Consider the following 20,425-nt stretch of genomic DNA (forward strand, 5'->3'; position numbering starts at 1 on the left):
CTTGATATTATTATTGATATATGTTATAATTATATTATAACTTATAACGTATGTCAAGTAAAAAACACTATTTTTGTCGATTTATGAATTGGAAGCTTTGATATGAACAAAGGATTTTTACCCATCACACGTAAGGAATGTCTTGACTTGGGGTGGGACAGTGTAGATTTTGTATATGTAACGGGTGACGCATATGTGGACCACCCCTCTTTCGGCGTGAGTATAATTTCAAGAGTGCTGGAAAACGCAGGCTTCAGAATAGCCATACTTTCCCAGCCGGACTGGCGCAGCACCGATGATTTCAAGCGCTTCGGAAAGCCGCGGCTGGGGTTTCTCGTCACCTCGGGAAACATAGACTCCATGGTAGCGCATTACACCGCCTCAAAAAAGAAACGCAGTTATGACTACTATTCACCCGGCGGAAAGCCGGGACTCCGCCCCGACCGCGCCGTTATAGTGTACTGCAATATGATACGTCAGGCATACGGAGATGTGCCCATAATTCTGGGCGGTCTTGAAGCCTCTCTGCGCCGATGTGCCCATTACGACTACTGGGACAACAAGGTGCGCCGAAGTGTGCTGGTGGATTCCCGTGCGGACATTCTCACCTACGGAATGGGAGAAAATATTCTTCTGCGCATTGCCTCACTGCTTGACAAGGGCGTACCTGTCAAAAAAATACGCGATGTACGCGGTACGGTTGTGCTGTGCGACAGAGACTACACTCCCAATTACGAATATGTTCACTGCGGTGAATACGACGATTTGAAAAACGACAAAAAGCTGTATGCCGATGCTTTTAAGATTCAGTACGAAAATAATGATCATATCACGGGCAAAGCCGTCACAGAGGGGTACGATACAAAGCTTCTTGTGCAAAATCCCCCCATGCCGCCTCTGGAAAGGGAGGAGCTTGACAAGGTATATTCCCTGCCGTATATGAGAGACTACCACCCCTCCTACGAAAAGGACGGCGGTGTGCCCGCAATAGCCGAAGTGAAATTTTCCATCACCCACAACCGCGGATGCTTCGGGGGATGCGCCTTTTGCGCTCTTGCATACCATCAGGGAAAAACAGTGCGTTCACGTTCAATAAAATCGGTAGTTCAGGAAGCCCGTATAATAGCATCTATGCCGGATTTCAAGGGATATATACACGATGTGGGCGGACCTACGGCAAATTTCCGCTATCCCTCCTGCAAAAAACAGCTTACCGACGGCATGTGCAAAAACCGACGCTGTCTGACTCCAAAGCCGTGTCCCAACCTCATTGCCGACCACAGCGAATACATCCGTCTTTTGCATGAGGTTGAAAAGGTTGACAAGGTCAAAAAGGTGTTTATACGTTCGGGAATACGCTTTGACTATATGCTTGCCGACAAAAACGATGCCTTTTTCAGACGGCTCGTTTCAAACCATGTCAGCGGTCAGCTGAAGGTAGCGCCCGAGCACTGCTCCGACAGGGTACTCAAGGAAATGGGCAAGCCATCTATTCAGGTATACAACAAATTCAAAGAAAAGTACTTTGCACTGTGTGAGAATATCGGCAAGGAGCAGTATCTTGTACCGTATCTTATGTCCAGCCATCCCGGCTCAACCATGGCGGATGCCATCGAATTGGCTCTGTATCTGAAAAAAAGCGGATATTCACCCGAACAGGTACAGGACTTTTACCCAACACCCGGAACGGCATCCACTTGTATGTTCTACACCGGACTTGACCCATTCACCGGCAAAAAGGTGTACATTCCCGAAAATTATGAGGAAAAGCAGATGCAACGCGCGCTGTTGCAGTTTAACCGCCCGGAAAACCATGCTCTCATACGCAAGGCTCTTGTTTTGGCAGGACGCGAGGAGCTTATAGGCTACGGTGCAAATTGCCTTGTACCTCCGCAAAAGGGTGCAAAGCCACAACAGCAAAAAGCTAAACCGACACCCGAAGCAAAAAACAAAAAAATCATACCTCAAAATAAAAAATCACCAAAAAAACCGCATAGCAAACCCAATGAAAAGCCGGCGCTCAGAAGCACGGCAAAAAAGAATTTCCCAAAACCTAAGCATAAATGATTAATCCCCGCGGAACAATCAGTTCCACGGGGATTATTTATACTTTCCTTTTCACAATTTCATTTTGTGACTTCACAATACAGTCGGCAGGGTACACTCCTCTGAGAGAGGTAAGAGGATAAACCGAAGTGTTCTTGCCTATGACCGTGCCCGGATTAAGAACACATCCGCACCCCACATCTCCGCCGTCACCCACAAATCCTCCGACCTTGCGAATTCCCGTGAGGTATTCCGATTCACCGTGTATCACCACATTGTCACCATCGGCTTTGAGGTTTGAGCATACCGCACCCGCACCGAGATGTGCACCGTTTCCCATGACAGAATCGCCCACATAGTTATAGTGAGGAAGCTGTACCTTATCCAGCAGTATGCAGTTTTTCAGTTCGCTGGAATTACCAATGACGCAATTTTCCCCCGTTATCACATTACCGCGTATGAAAGCCCCGGGGCGGATATGGGTACCGCTTCCGATAACGGCAGGTGCTTCTATTACCGCACCTGCATATATTTTTACATTTTCACCCGCAAGAACTCCGGGCGAAATTTCCGTAAAGCCATTTACACCCTCTGCCATAAGCTGAACAATGTACTCATTTATATGCCCGAGCATCTCCCACGGATATTCATATTTTTCAAAAAACTCCGTAAGATATCCGACTCTGCAATCAAACAGTTCTTTTATCTTTACAAGCTTATTCAACCGCATGTCCTCCTTTGATAACGGCATTGGCAACTATGTCCGCGTATTCCTCACATTTTTCCATGCTCTCGCATTCCGTCATTATTCTGATAACGGGCTCAGTGCCGCTTTTTCTCAAAAGCACCCTGCCCTTTTTGTCTATAAGCTTTTCCACCTCGGCAAGTGCTTCATTTACGCCCTTATCCGATGCCACCGCGTCCTTGTCCTTGACACGTATATTCTTCGTATACTGAGGGTACAGCATCACAGGAGAGGCAAGCTCGGATAAAGACAGCTTTGTATCACAAATTTCCTCCGTAATCATTATTGCGGTTAAAATTCCGTCACCTGTTGTGGCATACTTCTTTATAATAACATGACCCGACTGCTCACCGCCCAGCGCATAGCCCTTTTCCTGCATACGCTCGTATACAAATCTGTCGCCCACATTAGTCTGTTCACTCACAATGCCCGCTTTTTCAAGGCTTGAAACGAAACCGCTGTTGGACATAATCGTGGAAACCACCGTGTTACGGTCAAGCATATCACGTTTTTTCAGACGTGAAGCAAGAATATAAAGTATTTTGTCGCCGTCCACCACTTCTCCGTTTGCATCCACTGCAATACATCTATCGCCGTCACCGTCAAAGGCAAAGCCGAAATCAAGGTGCTGTTCCTTTACGACCCGACACAGTCTTTCGGTATCGGTGGCTCCGCATTTATGATTAATGTTTATTCCGTCCGGCTCGTCGGATATGACTACGGTATGGGCACCCAATGCCGCAAACACCGATTTTGCTATCATCCAGCTTGCGCCGTTGGCGCAGTCAAGACCTATTCTGAAGTTTTTGTAGGAATGGGATGCAAGCGATATAAGATAGCCTACATATCGGTTTCTTCCGGAGCAGTAGTCGGTTATACACCCCAGCTTTTCACCCGAAGCGAGAGGCAGATCGTCGCCGTTTATACCCAAAGCCTTCATATCCCCGTCGATATATGATTCAATAAGAGCAGTAGTGGCGTCATCCAGCTTTTCACCGTAGCGGTTAATCACCTTTATGCCGTTGTCATAAAAGGGGTTATGAGACGCGGTTATCATTATACCGCAGTCAAATTCCTCACGGCAGGTGACATATGAAACGCTGGGCGTGGTGGTTACATGAAGCATATACGCATCCGCTCCGGAAGCGGTTATGCCTGCCACAATGGAATATTCCAGCATATAGCTGGAGCGGCGCGTGTCCTTACCGATGACTATTTTAGGTCGATAACCCGCTTTTGTACAGCCAGAAAGCGGAGAGGAATAATACCAGCCCAGAAACCTGCCTACTTTATACGCATGCATGGAAGTAAGTGTTACGTTTGCCTCCCCCCTGAAGCCATCCGTGCCGAAATACCGGTTGGAACGCTTTTGCGCGCATGGTGTGGGGATTTCTGTTTTTTCCTGCAATAATTGGTCAGCCGATACATTAAAAAGCTCACAAAGCTGTAAAACCTTATCTATCTGGGGAAGCGCCTGATTCATTTCCCATTTTGATACAGATTGTCTTGACACATCCGTTTTTTCTGCAAGCTGTTCCTGAGACATTCCTGCAATTGTACGAAGACGTGCTATTTTTTCTCCTAATTTCATACCTTGTCTCCTGTCGTTTTGATATATTGTATTTATATTATCAAATACGAGAAAATATATCAACCAACTTTTATATATCTTTTTGGCAACCCAAGGTTGCGAAATCTTTAAAAAAATACGTTTTCTGTAATCATAACCGAAAAATCACACACTTTTCGCAAATCAAGCTTTGCGCTTTCCAAAATTACCGCAGGTATCTGAAAAGCTCTTTTCCATCCGACGAAAAATAAGTTTCATTATTATATAAATAAATTTTCCAAAAACTATTGCATTTTTTGAAAAACTGTGGTATACTATGTATGTACATTAGAATATAGGATTATGAAAGAGTGGTTCGCGCCACTCTTTCAAGTTTTATAAGGAGGTTTTTAATGGCGAACAAAAAAAGTGCTGCATCTCCTAAAAATATTGCGGGGCTGGTGGAAACTCTGGTGCGCGATACGGTGGAAAAACTGGGCTACACCCTGTGGGATGTGGACTATTCCAAGGAAGGTGTAGACTGGAATCTCACCGTTTTTATTGACAAACCGGGAACGGAAATCGGTATTGACGACTGTGTAACAGTACATCATGCCATCGACCCCATTATTGACGAAGCAGACCCTATCAAAGACTTTTACTATCTCCAGGTTTCCACAGCGGGAATTGAGCGTACGCTTACAAGACCCGAGCACTATGAGCTTTACGCGGGAAAAGAGATAGACATAAAATTCTTTGCACCGCAGGAAATAGAGGGTGTAAAGCTCAAGAGTCTGCGTGCAGTCCTGGAAAAATACGAAAACAAAATTATTACTATAAACTACGAAGGGAAAATATTCGAGCTTGACGAAGCGGTATGTGCTTCGGTAAAGAGCGCCGAATAAGGGTACGAGAAAAAATATGAACAATGAATTTTTCACAGCACTGGACCTTTTGGAAAGCGAGAAAGGCATTTCAAAGGAATACATGTTGGAGAAGGTCGAAGCCGCACTCCAGGCGGCATACAAAAAGGACGTTCCGAACGGCTCCAATGTACGTGTGGTAATCGACCCCGTAAAAAAGGACGTCAAGATGTATCAGCAGAAAACGGTTGTTGAATCGGTAACCGATGAAGCCACCGAAATAACCCTCGAGGCAGCTCACAAGGTGAGCAAACGCCTTAAGCTGGGCGACATTGCCGATGTGGAGATAAAGCCCAAGAATTTCGGACGTATCTCTGCACAGACTGCGAAGCAGGTTATAATCCAGGGCATTCGCGAAGCCGAGAGAGAGCTTATGGTTAAGGAATATGAGTCCAAGAAGGACGACATTCTCACCGCCATGGTAACAAAAATTGATCCCCTCAGCGGAAACGCAGTGCTGGAAATCGGCAAAAATCAGGCTACTCTCATTAAAAACGAACAGATTCCCGGCGAGGATCTGAGAGTGGGCGACAGAATCAAGGTTTACGTAAACGAAGTTAAGAAAGAGACCAAAGGTCCCATAGTAATTCTTTCCAGAAGCAATCCCGGTCTTGTTAAAAGACTGTTCGAGCTTGAAATACCCGAAATACGCGACGGCACGGTAATCATTCACTCTATCTCCCGTGAAGCGGGAAGCCGTACCAAAATTGCAGTTTATTCCAGAGACCCCGATGTAGACGCAATCGGCTCCTGCATTGGTCCCAAGGGTATGAGAAAAGCAGGCATCATGAATGAAATAGCGGGCGAAAAGATAGACATCATCGAATACAGTGAAAGCCCGGAGGAATTCATCAAGGCGGCACTCTCCCCCGCTACCGTTCAGAGTGTTACCATTACCGAGCCCAAGTGCTGCCGTGTAATTGTTGACAACGATCAGCTTTCCCTGGCAATCGGCAAAAAGGGTCAGAATGCAATGCTTGCGGCAAGACTTACCGGCTTCAAGATAGATATCAAATCTCCTGAAATGGCGGCACAGGAAGCAGCTTCGGGCAACGGAGATGTTGAAGAATAATGCAGCAGGTTCAAAAGAAATCACCTGAAAGGCGCTGTACAGGATGCGGTGAAACAAGACTTAAAAAGGACCTCATACGTGTACTGCGCGCTCCCGACGGCACACTGTCCGTTGACACTACGGGCAAAAAATCCGGCAGAGGAGCATATATCTGTAACAAAAAAGAATGCTTTATAAAGGCAAAAAAGTCACGACGTATCGAAAGCAGTCTCAAATGTCAGATATCAGATGAGCTTTACAATCAGCTTGAACAGCAGATTGAGGTGTCATCGGATGAATAGCGAGATAAAAGCTCCCGACCGCGTTTTAAGCTCAATCGGGCTTGCCAAACGGGCAGGTAAAACAGTCACCGGCACCGAGCTTGTTCAGGACGCTGTAAGAAAAGGTAAAGCAAAAATCGTCATTGCTGCATCTGATATTTCGCAGGGAAGCAAAAAAAAGCTGGTTAACACCTGCGTGTACTACAAAGCAGAGCTTGTGGAGTACTCCGACATGAAATCGCTTTCGGCAGCCATGGGCGTCAAAAAGCTCATAACCTCTGTGGCTGTAACAGATGAAAACTTTAAAATACTTATAAAAAAACAGCTCTCCGTTATGACGGAAAATGATTGATAAGGTGGGATTATATGTCCGCAGATACTAAGAACAAAATTAACACACTTGCCAAAGATTTTGGCGTTAAAAGCAAAGATCTGGTTAAAATATTCGAGGACAACGGAATGGACGTTAAGAACAGAATGTCCGCTCTGCGTGACGAAGAGGTAAACTTCGCATATGAATATTTTTCCAAAGCTACTCCCGTCGAGGATATCGACAAATACCTTTCAGGTGAGATAAAGGTAAATTATCCCGACACCGCACTCGAAAAGAAGGATAAAAAGCCCGATCCGGCAAAGGAAGAAAAACCGGTTGAAAAGCCTGTTGCCGATAAGAAGGCGTCAGAGGAAAAAGTACCCGAAAAGAAGCAGTCTGCCAACAAGCAACCCGAAAAAATGCCCGCAAATGCGGAAAAAGCCGCTCACTCCAAGGACGACAAAAAGCCCGCAGCACAGCAGAATCAACCCAAAAAGCCCGCGGATAACCGTCCTCAGCAGGCTCAGCACGTCAGCAAGAATACTCAGGCGAAAAACGACCGTCCCGCACAGCAGGTGCATGGTGACAGACCTCCCGTTAAGAAGCCCGAGCCTCAGAGCGCTATTGACAAATTTACCCAGAAGGTAGGAAAGAGCCAGCCTCAGCAACAGAATCAGCCCAAAAAGCCCGCCGAACAGCAAAATCAACCCAAAAAGCCTCAGAACACCATTAACAGAACCGCGCAGGGCTTTGCGGATGTTACCAAGAATGTTCGCGTTGTCGATACAAGAGGTACAGAGGTAGACCTTTCCAAATACGATGACAAGCTTCTTGACCACATGAACGATGGACGCCGCGGCGACAATGACGGCGGAAAGCAGAAATTCAAGAAGAACAATGGCCGTCCCGACAGAAAGCCCGGCTTCAAGAAAAAGAGCGAGCCTATCAAGCCTCAGCTCCCTTCTGTAATCACTCTTCCCGACCAGATGATAGTTTCCGACCTTGCACGTGAGCTTCATATCACCACCGCACAGGTTGTCAAGAAGCTTATGACTCTGGGTATGATGGTTACTCTCAACCAGTCCATCGACTTTGACACCGCCGCAATCGTTGCGGACGAATTCGGTGTAAAGGCTGAAAAGATTGTTGTTGTCACCATTGAGGAAAAGCTTATCGACGAACACGAGGACACCAGCGAAGAACTGGTTGAAAGAAGTCCTGTTGTGTGCGTTATGGGTCACGTTGACCACGGTAAGACCTCTCTGCTTGACGCTATCCGCCATGCAAACGTTACTGCAGGCGAAGCGGGCGGTATAACACAGCACATCGGTGCGTACCGCGTAAGCATAAACGGAAAGGACATCACTTTCCTTGACACCCCCGGTCACGAGGCGTTCACAGCAATGCGTGCAAGAGGTGCTCAGGCTACCGATATCGCAATTCTGGTTGTTGCGGCAGATGATGGTATCATGCCTCAGACCATAGAAGCTATAAATCATGCAAAAGCGGCAGGTGTATCCATTATCGTTGCCATCAACAAGATAGATAAACCTGCAGCAAACGTCGAAAATGTCAAAACAGAGCTTACAAAATATGAACTTGTTCCCGAGGAATGGGGCGGCGATGTTATCTGCGTGCCCGTTTCGGCAGTTACAAAGCAGGGTATCGATGACCTTCTTGAAAACGTACTTCTCGTGGCGGAGGTTGCCGAGCTTAAGGCAAACCCCAACCGTGCCGCAAAGGGTATCGTTATAGAAGCAAAGCTGGATAAGGGCAGAGGTCCCGTTGCTACCGTACTGGTACAGAACGGTACTCTCCATGCAGGCGACACCGTTATTGCAGGTACTTGCGTAGGACGTATCCGTGCCATGACAAATGACAAGGGTGAAACCGTTAAGGAAGCAGGTCCCTCGGTTCCTGTTGAGATACTTGGTCTTTCCGATGTTCCGGGCGCAGGCGACATTTTCAACGCAGTAAGCGACGAAAGAATGGCAAGAGAGCTTGCACAGCAGCGCCGCGACAAGGAAAAAGAGGAAGAATTCATGCAGAACTCCAAGGTATCGCTGGATGACCTCTTCAACCAGATAAAGGACGGCGTCAAGGAGCTTAACATTATCGTTAAGGCTGACGTTCAGGGCTCTGCCGAGGCTGTCAAGGCATCTCTCGAAAAGATTTCCAACGAGGAAGTACGCGTCCGCGTTATCCACAGCGGTGTAGGTGCCATACGTGAAAATGACGTTATGCTTGCCGCCGCTTCCAACGCCATCATTGTCGGCTTCAACGTACGTCCCGACAAGGGTGCAATCGATTCTGCCGAAAGACAGCAGGTCGACATGAGAACTTACAGAATAATCTACGAATGCATTGAAGAAATCACCGCCGCTATCAATGGTATGTTGGCTCCCAAGTTCAAGGAAGTCATTCTGGGTACCGCTGAAGTGCGTCAGACCATTCATGTTCCCAACGTAGGCACCATCGCCGGTTCATATGTTACCGACGGTAAGGTTACACGTAACGCAGGCATCCGTATTGTCCGTGACGGCATAGTTATCTTTGAGGACAAGATTTCCTCTCTGCGCCGTTTCAAGGATGACGTCAAGGAAGTTGCACAGGGCTATGAATGCGGTATAGGTCTTGAAAAGTACAACGATATCAAGATCGGCGACGTATTCGAGGCATTCATGATGGAAGAAATTAAAGCAGGTGAATAATTTTGCCCGGTAATTACAGAAAAAACAGAATTAACGAAAGCGTTGCCAGAGAAATTGCAGACATTCTGCGTGAGGTTAAGGATCCGCGCATACAACAGAGCTTTATTACCATAACCTCTGCCATGGTAACGGCTGATTTGAAATTTGCAAAAGTATATTACAGCTTTCTGGGCGGCGACGAAAAGGAAATCAAAAAGGGACTTCAGAGTGCCACGGGCTTTATACGCCGTGAGCTTGCGATGCGTCTGAATCTTCGCATTACACCCGAATTGAAATTTTATTTCGACGATTCGCCTCAGCACGGAGCTGATATTTCCAACATTCTCAAGACACTGGACATCAGGAATGATGATGACGAATGATTAAGGAGAAGCCATGAACAGCATACCCTTCAGCTATGAACCCGACTGCGAATTTTACAGCCGTATGGAAGAATGTCTTCTGGACGAAAAGGTTGACAACATCAGCATAATCACCCATGCGCGGCCCGACGGAGATACCGTCGGGAGCGCATATGCCCTTGCGTATATTCTTCTCAGAAACGGCAAAAAGGCACAGGTGGTATGCAATGACACCATCTCCGACAAATTTGACTATATAACAGAGCTTACTTTTCCCGAGTTCACTCCCGAATGCGCCGTAACGGTTGATGTTGCCGCTCCCGAGCTTATAGGTACAGAAATCGATTTGCCCGTAATTTGTGCCATAGACCACCACACCCGAAACAATGTGGATGCCAAGGTGAAGTTTGTGAAAAGCGACAAAGGCGCCTGTGGAGAGATAATTTTTGAATTTGCCGTATTTACGGATGCGGAATTTGACGAATATCTTGCCAAGTGTCTGTACACAGCTATTGCTACCGACACGGGCTGCTTCAAGTACGAGTCGGTTACCGAAAGTACATTTCTGGCAGCGGCATATCTTTCACGTTATATCCCGCGGGAAACGGCAGCAAAGCTTAATCTCAGGCATTTTGATACAAAGTCCATGGGACAGCTTAAGGTGGAAAAATATGCCCTGGAAAACCTTCACATGTACTTCGGGAACACGCTGGGCATATGCACCGTAACGGACGAGCTTAAAGAAGAACTGGGCGTAAGCGACGAAGATATGGAATGCCTTTCTCAGCTTGCCCGTCAGATTGACACAGTGGAAACCTCTGTTTCCATTAAGCCCAAGGGCGACGGAGTGTTCAAAATCTCCGTACGCACCAAGGAATATGTGGATGCGGCACTGTTATGCTCACGCTTCGGTGGCGGCGGACACAAGCGCGCGGCGGGCTGTACAATAAGCGGAACAGCACAGGAGGCAGAAGAAAAAATAGTCAATATGTATCGTGAGACAGTAATACAAAGATGAACGGAATACTTAATTTATACAAGCCCTCGGGCATTACATCCCAGACGGCGGTAAGCATCGTCAAGCGCGTATTCGGCGTGAAAAAAGCGGGGCATACCGGAACGCTGGATCCCATGGCATCGGGAGTTCTTCCCATACTTGTCGGGAGCGCCGTAAAGCTCAGCGAATACATGATATGTGACGGAAAAAAGTACCGCACAAAGCTTCAGCTGGGTATCACTACCGACACCGAGGATACCACGGGAAAAGTACTTACAAAAAGCGATTTTCTGCCGGACAAAAGCGTTATAACACAGGCGGTAATGAGTTTTGTGGGGGAATATATGCAGATTCCGCCCATGTACTCAGCCATAAAAAAGGATGGAAAAAAGCTTTATGAAATAGCAAGACTCGGCGGCGAAATTGAACGTGAACCGCGTCGTGTGGTAATAGAATCCATCGAAATTCATGAAATCGGACAGGATTTCTGTGAGTTTTCGGTTTCCTGCTCAAAAGGGACATATATCCGCACCCTCTGTGCCGACATCGGCAAAAAGCTGGGATGCGGAGGTGCAATGGCATCGCTGGAAAGACTGGAAGCAGGTGGATTTGAGCTTGGCGGAAGCATAACGCTGGAAGCTCTCAAAGAAACAGAAAAGGAACAGCTCGAAAAGACCCTTGTATCCATTGAAGACTTTTTTGACGGTCTTGAAAGAATACGTCTTAACCCTTTCTTTTCTACGCTGGCACTCAACGGTGCTCATGTTTTTACATCGAAAATCAAAGAAAATCTCTCCCTGGGTCAAAGAGTTTTGCTGTATACCTGCCAAAACAATTTTTTCGCATTGGGTGAGGTTATGGAAATCGAGGGTGAAATGGCTGTGAAGCCCATCAAAATGTTCTTTACGGCAAGCGATTTTTAAAAGGAAGTGTTCGATTATGGAAAAATCATATTTCAAAGGCAAGAAGTTTGTTTTCCTGGGCGACAGCATCACCTACGGACAGGTGGGACCGTCCTGCCCCGAAAACATATATCATCAGTATCTCAAGCGCAATTTTGAACTTGGTGAAGCGGTAAACTACGGCATAAACGGCTCGCGTATTGCTCACCAGGAGCTGGAGCAAAACGGCGGTGCATTTTCCGTACGCTACACGAGTATGGACAATGACGCGGATTTTGCGGTTGTATTTGGCGGTATAAACGATTTTCTTCACGGAACTGCGGATTTTGGTGAATTTGATGACCGTACCGTAAACACATTTTACGGTGCATGCCATGTCCTTTTGAGCGGACTTGTCAAAAAATACATCGGCAAAACCGTCATTGTTATGACACCTCCGCACTGCGAGCGTGAAAAAGACCCTATTCATCGACGCAACGCTGTAACGGGTAAAACCCTTTCGGAATACGTAGATGCCTTGATTAGCGTTGCACGTTATTATTCCGTACCCGTTCTTGACATATATGCTACGAGCGGTATAGTTCCCCATGTGGAAGAAAATAAAATAAAATTTGCACCCGACGGTCTGCACCCAAACGACCCGGGACATCAAAAAATTGCTGAGCGACTCGAATCGTTTTTACTCAGTTTATAACAGTTAAAGGAGAAAAAAATGCAGGCAGTAATTTCAGTAACAGGTAAAGACAGTGTGGGAATCATTGCAAAGGTTTCCCAGAAATGCTTTGAAAACAACGTAAACATCATTGATATTTCACAAAGCGTTCTCAAGGATTATTTCGCCATGATAATGCTGGTGGAAATAGATGCAATGAAGGTGGCTTTCACTGATTTTGTTGACATGATGAACAACATCGGCAAGGAGAATAATCTCTCCATACATACCATGCATGAAGATATCTTCAACTCTATGCACAAGATATAATAACGCATTAAAAATAAGGAGTTGACAAAATGTTAGGTATCAATAAAAACGAAATACTCGAAACAATAAACATGATCCAGGACGAGCATCTGGATATACGTACCGTAACCATGGGTATTTCCCTTTTCGACTGTGTAAGCGACGACCCCAAGAGGCTGTGCGACAACATATACGACAAAATCACCCGCACCGCAAAGGATCTCATACCTACCTGTCAGACCATCGAAAAGGAATACGGTATCCCCATAATAAACAAAAGAATATCTCTCACTCCCATTTCTCTGGTGGGCGGTAAATGCACAAGTGATGACTATGTAAAAATCGCAAAAACACTTGATCGTGCCGCACAGACTCTGGGCGTGAACTTTATCGGAGGCTACTCCGCACTGGTGCACAAAGGCTATACCAACGGTGCGGCGGCGCTCATTGAATCCGTTCCTCAGGCACTTACCGAAACGGAAAGAATCTGCTCCTCCATCAATGTTGCCACCACAAAAACAGGTATCAACATGGATGCCGTAGCACAGATGGGAAGAGTTATAAAGCAGACAGCTATGAACACTGCACACAACAATTCCATCGGCTGTGCAAAGCTTGTTGTGTTCGCAAATGTACCGGATGACAACCCATTCATGGCAGGTGCATTCCACGGCATGGGAGAACCGGAAACCGTTATAAATGTAGGTGTTTCGGGTCCCGGCGTTGTGGCAAGCGCTATTGAAAAGGCAGGCAACTGCAACCTTACACAAATTGCCGACACAATCAAGAAAACAGCTTTCAAAATCACCCGTATGGGTCAGCTTGTTGCATATGAGGCATCAAAGCGTCTGGGCGTTCCGTTCGGTATAGTTGACCTTTCGCTTGCCCCCACACCTGCAATAGGTGATTCTGTTGCCGACATACTTGAAAAAATAGGTCTTGAAAAGACCGGCGCCTGCGGTACCACCGCTTGTCTTGCCATGCTTAACGATGCAGTCAAAAAAGGCGGAACCATGGCATCCAGCCATGTAGGCGGTCTTTCGGGTGCGTTCATTCCGGTTTCAGAGGATGCAGGCATGATAAGTGCGGCAGAATGTGGCTCACTTTGCATAGAAAAGCTGGAAGCCATGACAGCAGTATGCTCGGTAGGTCTTGATATGATAGCTGTTCCGGGCGACACCACCGAAGAAGTTATTTCCGCACTTATAGCCGATGAAATCGCCATAGGAGTTATAAATAACAAAACCACCGCCGTACGTGTAATCCCCGCAATAGGCAAAAAGGTAGGCGACAGTGTAGAATTCGGCGGACTTCTTGGCGCCGCACCCATAATGCCCATAAACACTGCTTCTCCTGAGGTATTTATTAAACGCGGCGGACGTATCCCCGCTCCCATTCACAGCTTAAGAAATTAAGGAGTATATTATGAGCGTAATGAAAACCTGCCCTGCTGTGTTTGCAGTAAACGATTCTTATCAGATAATGGTTCCCGTCAACTGCGAGACCCTTATGTGGGTCAAAGTTGGAGAAGAGACTTTTTACGACCATTCCAACGGAATTATCCGCTCTGCCGTAACCACCCACCGCATAAGCGTTCCCATGGAGCTTTTGGACAGAGAAAAGAAATATACCGTCTGCTGGCGCAAAATAATTGAAAGAAAGCCTTACTTCACCCAGACAGAGGAGGAAGAACAGGAAAGCTTCGATTTCTTCCCCGTTACAGCCGAAAATCCCAGATGCTACCACATTTCCGATGCACACAACATGGTGGAACAGCCCGTAAAGGCTTGCGAGACATATATGAAGGAATGCGGTAAGATAGATTTTCTCATTCTCAACGGAGATGTGCCCGACCACAGCGGAAAAATCGAGAATTTTGACGCATTTTACCAGATAGCACAGCGCATCACCCACGGAAACATTCCCGTGGTGCTGTCCCGCGGAAATCACGATATGCGCGGTATTTACGCCGAAAAGCTTGCCGATTACACTCCTACGGATAACGGAAGGTCTTACTTCACATTCCGTCTGGGCGCAATATGGGGCATACTGGTGGACTGCGGCGAGGACAAGGACGACAGCCATGATGCATACGGCCACACCAACTGCTGTCATCATTTCAGAAACGAGCAAACAAAATTCATCCGTCAGGTAATAAAAAACGCCGAAACGGAGTACGCCGCGCCGGGTGTTAAGCACAAGCTGGTAATTTCACATGTTCCGTTTTCCTACATTCAGCAAGAGCCGTTTGATATTGAGCAAGATATTTACCGCGAGTGGTGCACACTGCTCAGAGAAAACGTAAAGCCGGATATCATGATTTGCGGTCACATGCACGCACACATGGTAGGAAAGCCGGGCGGAGAATTCGATCATGTGGGTCAGCCCTGCACCATGGTGGTTGCTTCAAATCCCGATCTGCGCAACTTCAAGTACAATGCGGCAGGATTTGAATTTACAAGCAATTCAATAAATGCGGTTTTCACCAATGATGACGGTGAAATCACACATAAATATAGCCTTTAAGGAGGAAAAAGTATGAAAATCAGTACATCAACAGATTACCATTTCAAGCTTTTCGGCGAAAAAAACGCCCTTAAGGTTTTTAAGGACGCAGGCTTTGACGCGTTGGACTATTCCCTGTTTACCCACAATGACTACGGCCCTACCGCAAAGGGTGAGATATGCGAGCTTTATTCAAGACCCAAAAATGAGGTCCTGGAATATTTCAGCGACATAAAAAGAGTTGCCGACACCGTTGGCATTGAGATAGGACAGGTTCATGCTCCTTTTCCGTCGTATACCTCAAGCAACCCCGAAGCAAATGCAAATATACTCAAGCTTCTTGATTTATCCGTTGAAATAACCGCCGCACTCGGCAGTGAATATCTTATTATACATCCCGCCTGCACCAAGGGACGCATTTACGATATCGGTGTTGAGGAGTGCAAAGCGGTAAACATGGAGCTTTACGGGGCACTTATCCCCACTGCAAAAAAGTGCGGAGTTAAGATATGCACCGAAAATATGTGGACGGTAGACCCTGCAACCAATAAAAAATGTGCTACCGTATGCTCCCATGCCCACGAGCTTGCAGACTATGTCGACACTCTCAACGAAATGGCAGGCGAGCGCATTTTCTACGTTTGTCTTGACGTTGGACACACCAGCCTTACGGATGACGACCCCGCAGAAGCACTCCGTATTCTTGGTGACCGCACTGCAACTCTCCACATACATGACACAGACGGCATCGTTGACTCCCACACACTGCCTTACCTTGGCGTTGTCAAGTGGGACAGCTTCTTTACGGCTATGCGTGAAACAGGCTATAAGGGCAATTTCAACTTTGAAGCCGCTAACTTTTTCAAGAATTTCGGTAAAGAGTTCATAAACGAAAGCAGTAAATTCATGTGCGATCTGGCAAAAATGGTTATCAAAAAATACGGCCTTTAATATTTTTCGGTACGGAATAACCTTCCGTACCGTTTTTTTGCATATAATAATGAAAAAAATTGAATTATTATATGTAAAGACCTTGAAAAAAATTTAAAATAGTAGTATAATAATGTTTATGAGTAATATTTAATGTGGGGCGGTTTGCCCGTACATAAAATCAGTTAATAAAATTTATAGAATAAAGGAATTTTACGTTATGGAATGGACAGGACTTAATGATTTAAGAGAAAAATTCTTATCCTTTTTTGAATCCAAGGGACATCTGCGCCACGAAAGCTTTCCGCTTGTTCCGCAGAACGATGCATCTCTGCTTCTCATAAATGCAGGTATGGCACCCCTCAAGCCCTATTTTCAGGGTGTGAAGGAGCCGCCTCGCCGCAGAATGGCGACCTGCCAGAAATGCATCAGAACCCCCGACATCGAGCGCGTTGGTAAAACCGCACGCCACGGCACATATTTTGAAATGCTGGGCAACTTTTCCTTCGGCGACTACTTCAAGGAAGAAGCCATCATGTGGGCATGGGAATTCCTTACTCAGGTAATGGAAATGCCCGCCGACAGACTGTGGCCCTCCATCTATGAGGAAGATGACGAGGCGTTTGACATCTGGGCAAACAAAGTGGGCGTTCCCAAAGAGCACATTGTAAGACTGGGCAAGGACGACAACTTCTGGGAGCTTGCAACCGGCGGTCCCTGCGGTCCCTGCTCGGAAATCTACTTTGACCGCGGCGAAAAATACGGTTGCGGTTCTCCCGACTGCAAACCCGGCTGCGACTGCGACAGATTCATGGAAATCTGGAACAACGTATTCTCTCAGTTTGAGGGCGACGGAAAAGGCAATTACACCGAGCTGGCACACAAGAATATAGATACCGGTATGGGTCTTGAACGTCTTGCCTGCGTAATGCAGGGTGTGGACAACCTTTTCGAGGTTGACACCGTAAGAAAAATTCTGGACACCGTTTGTACCATCAGCGGCAAAAAATACGGCGACGATGCAGACAACGACGTCTCCATCCGTGTTATCACCGACCATATCAGAAGCACAACGTTTATGATATGTGACGGTGTTGTCCCCTCCAACGAGGGCAGAGGCTACGTTTTGCGCAGACTTCTGCGCCGTGCGGCACGCCACGGAAAGCTTTTGGGCATTGATAAGCCTTTCCTTTTCGAGCTTTGCGACGTTGTTATAGGCGAAAACAAGAGCGCTTACCCCGAGCTTGTTGACAAGACTGATTACATCAAAAAGGTCATCGAAATCGAAGAAAACCGCTTCAATGCCACCATCGATGCAGGTCTTAACATTCTTTCTTCCCTTATTGAAGCCGCTCAGAAGGACGGCAAGAAGCAGCTTTCCGGCGAAGATACCTTCAAGCTTTACGATACCTTTGGCTTCCCTATCGACCTCACACGCGAAATTGCTGAGGAAAAGGGACTTACAATAGACGAAGAAACCTTTACCGCTCTTATGAACGAGCAGAAAGTACGTGCAAGAAACGCTCGTGCCACTGCGGGCTGGAACGAGGCTTCCAAGAACATTCTTGAAAGCTATTCCGAAACAGTATTTACAGGATACGACAATCTCAGCGATGACGGCAAAATCCTTGCCATTATCAGCGGTGACGAGCTTGTTGACGAAGTGAGCGAGGGCGATTTCTCCATTCTTCTCGACAAAACTCCCTTCTACGGTGAAGGTGGCGGTCAGGTGGGCGACACAGGTATTATCACCACAGCAACCGCACAGCTCAACGTTATAGACACCAAAAAGAGTGCCGACAAGAAATATATTCATATCTGCGAAATCATAAACGGCTCCGTAAAGGTCGGCGACACTGTTAAAGCTCAGGTTAATGCCGACAGACGTGCGGCTATAATGCGTAACCACTCCGCGGCTCACATGCTTCAGGCGGCTCTGAGAAAGGTGCTGGGCAACCATGTTGAGCAGGCAGGCTCTTATGTTGACGCAGAGCGTGTAAGATTTGACTTTTCTCACTTCCAGGCTGTCAGCCATGACGAGCTTATGAAGGTAGAAGCACTTGTCAATAATGCTATTCTCAGCGGTATGGCCGTTGAAACCTGCGAAACCGATATTGAAACCGCAAAGAAAAACGGCGCAATGGCATTGTTCGGTGAGAAATACGGAAAGACTGTTCGCATGGTAAAAATGGGTGACTTCTCCACCGAGCTTTGCGGAGGTACACACCTTGACAACACTGCAAAAGCAGGTCTTTTCAAGATTATTTCCGAAAGCTCCGTTGCGGCAGGTGTACGCCGTATTGAGGGTACCACAGGTACAAACGTACTTGACCTTTATTACAGTGAAAACCAGCTTGTTATAAACACCGCAAAGGTATTAAAGGCAAACAACCCCTCCGAGATTGCAAAGAAGGCAGAACAGCTCCAGGGCGAAATGCATGAATTGAAGAGGACAATAGAAGAGCTTAATTCCAAGATTGCGGCGGCTGAAACTGCTAAGATTGAGGAAAAAATACAGCAGACAGGCAGCTTCAAGGCTCTGTTCTGTGAAATGCCGGGCATGGCGCCCGATTCACTGCGTACCGCAGGCGACAAGCTTAAAGATAAATATGCCGACATTGTTGCCGTTCTTTATTCCGCTCAGCCAGGCAGGGTTTCCCTTGCGGCGGTTTGCGGTAAGGACGCAGTTAAAAACGGCGCAAATGCAGGCGCTATTCTCAAGAAAATCTCCCCCATTCTGGGCGGAGGCGGCGGCGGACGTCCCGACAGCGCATTCTCCGGCGGTAAGGATATTTCCAAGATTGGCGAAGCTGAAGCCGCATTTTACGAAATGCTTAAATAATTAACCGGTGAGGTAAAAATGGATCTTTCACAAATTCTCAAAAGCACCGAGAACTGTCCTTGCGGAAGAACCCACACCGTTGACATCAAGGCCGTCGAAATAGCAAGCGGTCTTGTTAACAAGGTGGGCGAGATTCTGGAAAAGTACGATTTTCCTAAACGCATACTTGTCGTGTCCGATAACAACGCTATGCGCGTATCCAAAGGTATTCTTGACAATCTTATGGCACACGGATTTGTATTCGATGCCAGAATTTACGATAACATGCGTACTGCCGATATACGCGAGGTAAAGGAGATAGAGGCTCTTTGCCCCAATGTGGATGCAATTCTTGCAATAGGCACAGGCTCGGTGGACGATATCTGCCGTTATGCCGCTGCACGCCAGGGTAAGCGATTTGCTATTTTCGGCACTGCTCCATCAATGGACGGCTACGCTTCCGACTCCTCCCCCATTACCGAGGGCGCGTTCAAGCTGACCTGTCCCGCAAAGCAGCCTGAAATCATTATTGCCGACACAAAAATACTGGCAAGCGCTCCCGTCGAGCTTAAAGCCGCCGGCTTCGGAGATATGATTGCAAAATGCGTGGGACTTGTGGATTGGCGCGTATCCAACATACTCACAGGCGAGTATTACTGCGAAAACATCGCAAATCTGACACGTGAAGCTGTAAGACGCATAATTTCATTGGCGGACAAAATCACTCTCGAAAACGAAGAAAGTGCCGGTGCAGTTATGGAGGCTCTTATATTTACGGGTATTGCCATGAAAATGGCAGGTACTTCCCGTCCGGCATCCGGCTGCGAGCACATAATTTCCCACTTCTGGGAAAGCAAAAAGCTGGAAGAGGGGCATATTTCAGACTACCATGGCAAAAAAGTGGGTGTTGCCACATTGATTGTAGCTAAGACCTATCACGAAATGGCAAAGCTTGAATCCATAAAGGCTCACAAGGAAAATCTCGACTGGCAAGAGATCAGGGATGCATACGGTCCCAACCTTTCCGTCGACATGATGAAGCTTAACACTCCCACTGTAACAGATGAGGTCGACCCCAAGCTGTTTGAAGAAAAATGGCCCGAGATACGCAATATAATCAAAGAGGAATTGCCCGACTACGACACCCTGGTTGACCTTTTCAAGCGTGCAGGCGCGGTTACAACCATCGAGGAAATTGCAGTTACCCCTGAGCTTTGCGCTTTGGCGTATAAATTCCATCCATTCATGAGACACCGTCTTAATATCATGAGACTGAGATGGATGTTCGACTATCCCACAGACTACAAAGCTTAATTTCATTTATCAACTCAAGGAGTGAGCACATGAAA

18 protein-coding genes are annotated in these 20,425 nt (G+C 46.8%); 16 read left to right on the plus strand and 2 right to left on the minus strand.

All coding sequences use genetic code 11. From position 1 onward, the window contains the following. The first annotated feature begins 102 nt into the window (after positions 1-102). Positions 103-2,067 (plus strand): YgiQ family radical SAM protein, encoded by a 1,965-nt coding sequence (locus tag E7588_08635; GenBank protein MBE6689319.1) that lies wholly within the window; start codon positions 103-105, stop codon positions 2,065-2,067. A gap of 37 nt (positions 2,068-2,104) precedes the next feature. Here E7588_08635 and E7588_08640 read toward each other — a convergent pair whose 3' ends face one another. Continuing rightward, complete coding sequence (locus E7588_08640; protein MBE6689320.1) at positions 2,105-2,776, minus strand: UDP-N-acetylglucosamine pyrophosphorylase; 672 nt, start codon at positions 2,774-2,776, stop codon at positions 2,105-2,107. Continuing rightward, the gene (glmM, locus tag E7588_08645) at positions 2,763-4,274 is read right to left on the minus strand and encodes a phosphoglucosamine mutase (GenBank protein MBE6689321.1); all 1,512 of its coding nucleotides are present in this window, start codon (positions 4,272-4,274) and stop codon (positions 2,763-2,765) included. The genes E7588_08640 and glmM overlap by 14 nt, the downstream gene beginning before the upstream one ends. Positions 4,275-4,753: 479 nt before the next feature. Here glmM and E7588_08650 point away from each other — a divergent pair, with 479 nt between their 5' ends. The 15 genes from E7588_08650 (at position 4,754) to E7588_08720 (ending at position 20,390) form a co-directional block, all read left to right on the plus strand. Continuing rightward, positions 4,754-5,245: a ribosome maturation factor RimP gene (locus E7588_08650; protein ID MBE6689322.1), complete on the plus strand. Its 492-nt coding sequence runs from the start codon at positions 4,754-4,756 to the stop codon at positions 5,243-5,245. A 16-nt stretch (positions 5,246-5,261) separates the two neighbouring features. After that, positions 5,262-6,335 (plus strand): transcription termination/antitermination protein NusA, encoded by a 1,074-nt coding sequence (gene nusA, locus E7588_08655; protein ID MBE6689323.1) that lies wholly within the window; start codon positions 5,262-5,264, stop codon positions 6,333-6,335. Then, a complete protein-coding gene (locus E7588_08660) occupies positions 6,335-6,616 on the plus strand; it encodes a YlxR family protein (protein ID MBE6689324.1) in 282 nt (93 codons plus the stop codon). Before nusA ends, E7588_08660 begins: the two co-directional genes overlap by 1 nt. Further along, positions 6,564-6,947 (plus strand): 50S ribosomal protein L7ae, encoded by a 384-nt coding sequence (locus E7588_08665; protein MBE6689325.1) that lies wholly within the window; start codon positions 6,564-6,566, stop codon positions 6,945-6,947. The genes E7588_08660 and E7588_08665 overlap by 53 nt, the downstream gene beginning before the upstream one ends. Before the next feature lie 14 nt (positions 6,948-6,961). After that, a complete protein-coding gene (infB, locus tag E7588_08670) occupies positions 6,962-9,619 on the plus strand; it encodes a translation initiation factor IF-2 (protein ID MBE6689326.1) in 2,658 nt (885 codons plus the stop codon). A 2-nt stretch (positions 9,620-9,621) separates the two neighbouring features. Further along, the gene (gene rbfA, locus E7588_08675) at positions 9,622-9,981 is read left to right on the plus strand and encodes a 30S ribosome-binding factor RbfA (GenBank protein ID MBE6689327.1); all 360 of its coding nucleotides are present in this window, start codon (positions 9,622-9,624) and stop codon (positions 9,979-9,981) included. A 13-nt stretch (positions 9,982-9,994) separates the two neighbouring features. Continuing rightward, entirely contained in the window at positions 9,995-10,978 is a 984-nt protein-coding gene (locus E7588_08680) for a bifunctional oligoribonuclease/PAP phosphatase NrnA (GenBank protein MBE6689328.1), read from the plus strand. Then, positions 10,975-11,880: a tRNA pseudouridine(55) synthase TruB gene (gene truB, locus E7588_08685; protein ID MBE6689329.1), complete on the plus strand. Its 906-nt coding sequence runs from the start codon at positions 10,975-10,977 to the stop codon at positions 11,878-11,880. The genes E7588_08680 and truB overlap by 4 nt, the downstream gene beginning before the upstream one ends. 16 nt (positions 11,881-11,896) lie before the next feature. Further along, positions 11,897-12,553 (plus strand): SGNH/GDSL hydrolase family protein, encoded by a 657-nt coding sequence (locus E7588_08690; GenBank protein MBE6689330.1) that lies wholly within the window; start codon positions 11,897-11,899, stop codon positions 12,551-12,553. Between the two features lie 18 nt (positions 12,554-12,571). Continuing rightward, positions 12,572-12,841 (plus strand): ACT domain-containing protein, encoded by a 270-nt coding sequence (locus E7588_08695; protein ID MBE6689331.1) that lies wholly within the window; start codon positions 12,572-12,574, stop codon positions 12,839-12,841. A gap of 29 nt (positions 12,842-12,870) precedes the next feature. After that, entirely contained in the window at positions 12,871-14,235 is a 1,365-nt protein-coding gene (locus E7588_08700) for a PFL family protein (protein MBE6689332.1), read from the plus strand. Positions 14,236-14,245: 10 nt separating this feature from the next. Beyond that, a complete protein-coding gene (locus E7588_08705; protein MBE6689333.1) occupies positions 14,246-15,346 on the plus strand; it encodes a hypothetical protein in 1,101 nt (366 codons plus the stop codon). Between the two features lie 12 nt (positions 15,347-15,358). Beyond that, a complete protein-coding gene (locus E7588_08710; protein MBE6689334.1) occupies positions 15,359-16,276 on the plus strand; it encodes a sugar phosphate isomerase/epimerase in 918 nt (305 codons plus the stop codon). Positions 16,277-16,475: 199 nt separating this feature from the next. Further along, positions 16,476-19,097, plus strand: coding sequence for an alanine--tRNA ligase (alaS, locus tag E7588_08715; GenBank protein MBE6689335.1), 2,622 nt, complete (start codon positions 16,476-16,478; stop codon positions 19,095-19,097). An 18-nt stretch (positions 19,098-19,115) separates the two neighbouring features. Beyond that, positions 19,116-20,390, plus strand: coding sequence for a sn-glycerol-1-phosphate dehydrogenase (locus tag E7588_08720; GenBank protein MBE6689336.1), 1,275 nt, complete (start codon positions 19,116-19,118; stop codon positions 20,388-20,390). Positions 20,391-20,425: the final 35 nt, after the last annotated feature.

The sequence above is a fragment of the Oscillospiraceae bacterium genome, from assembly GCA_015065085.1.
Taxonomy (GTDB): domain Bacteria; phylum Bacillota; class Clostridia; order Oscillospirales; family SIG627; genus SIG627.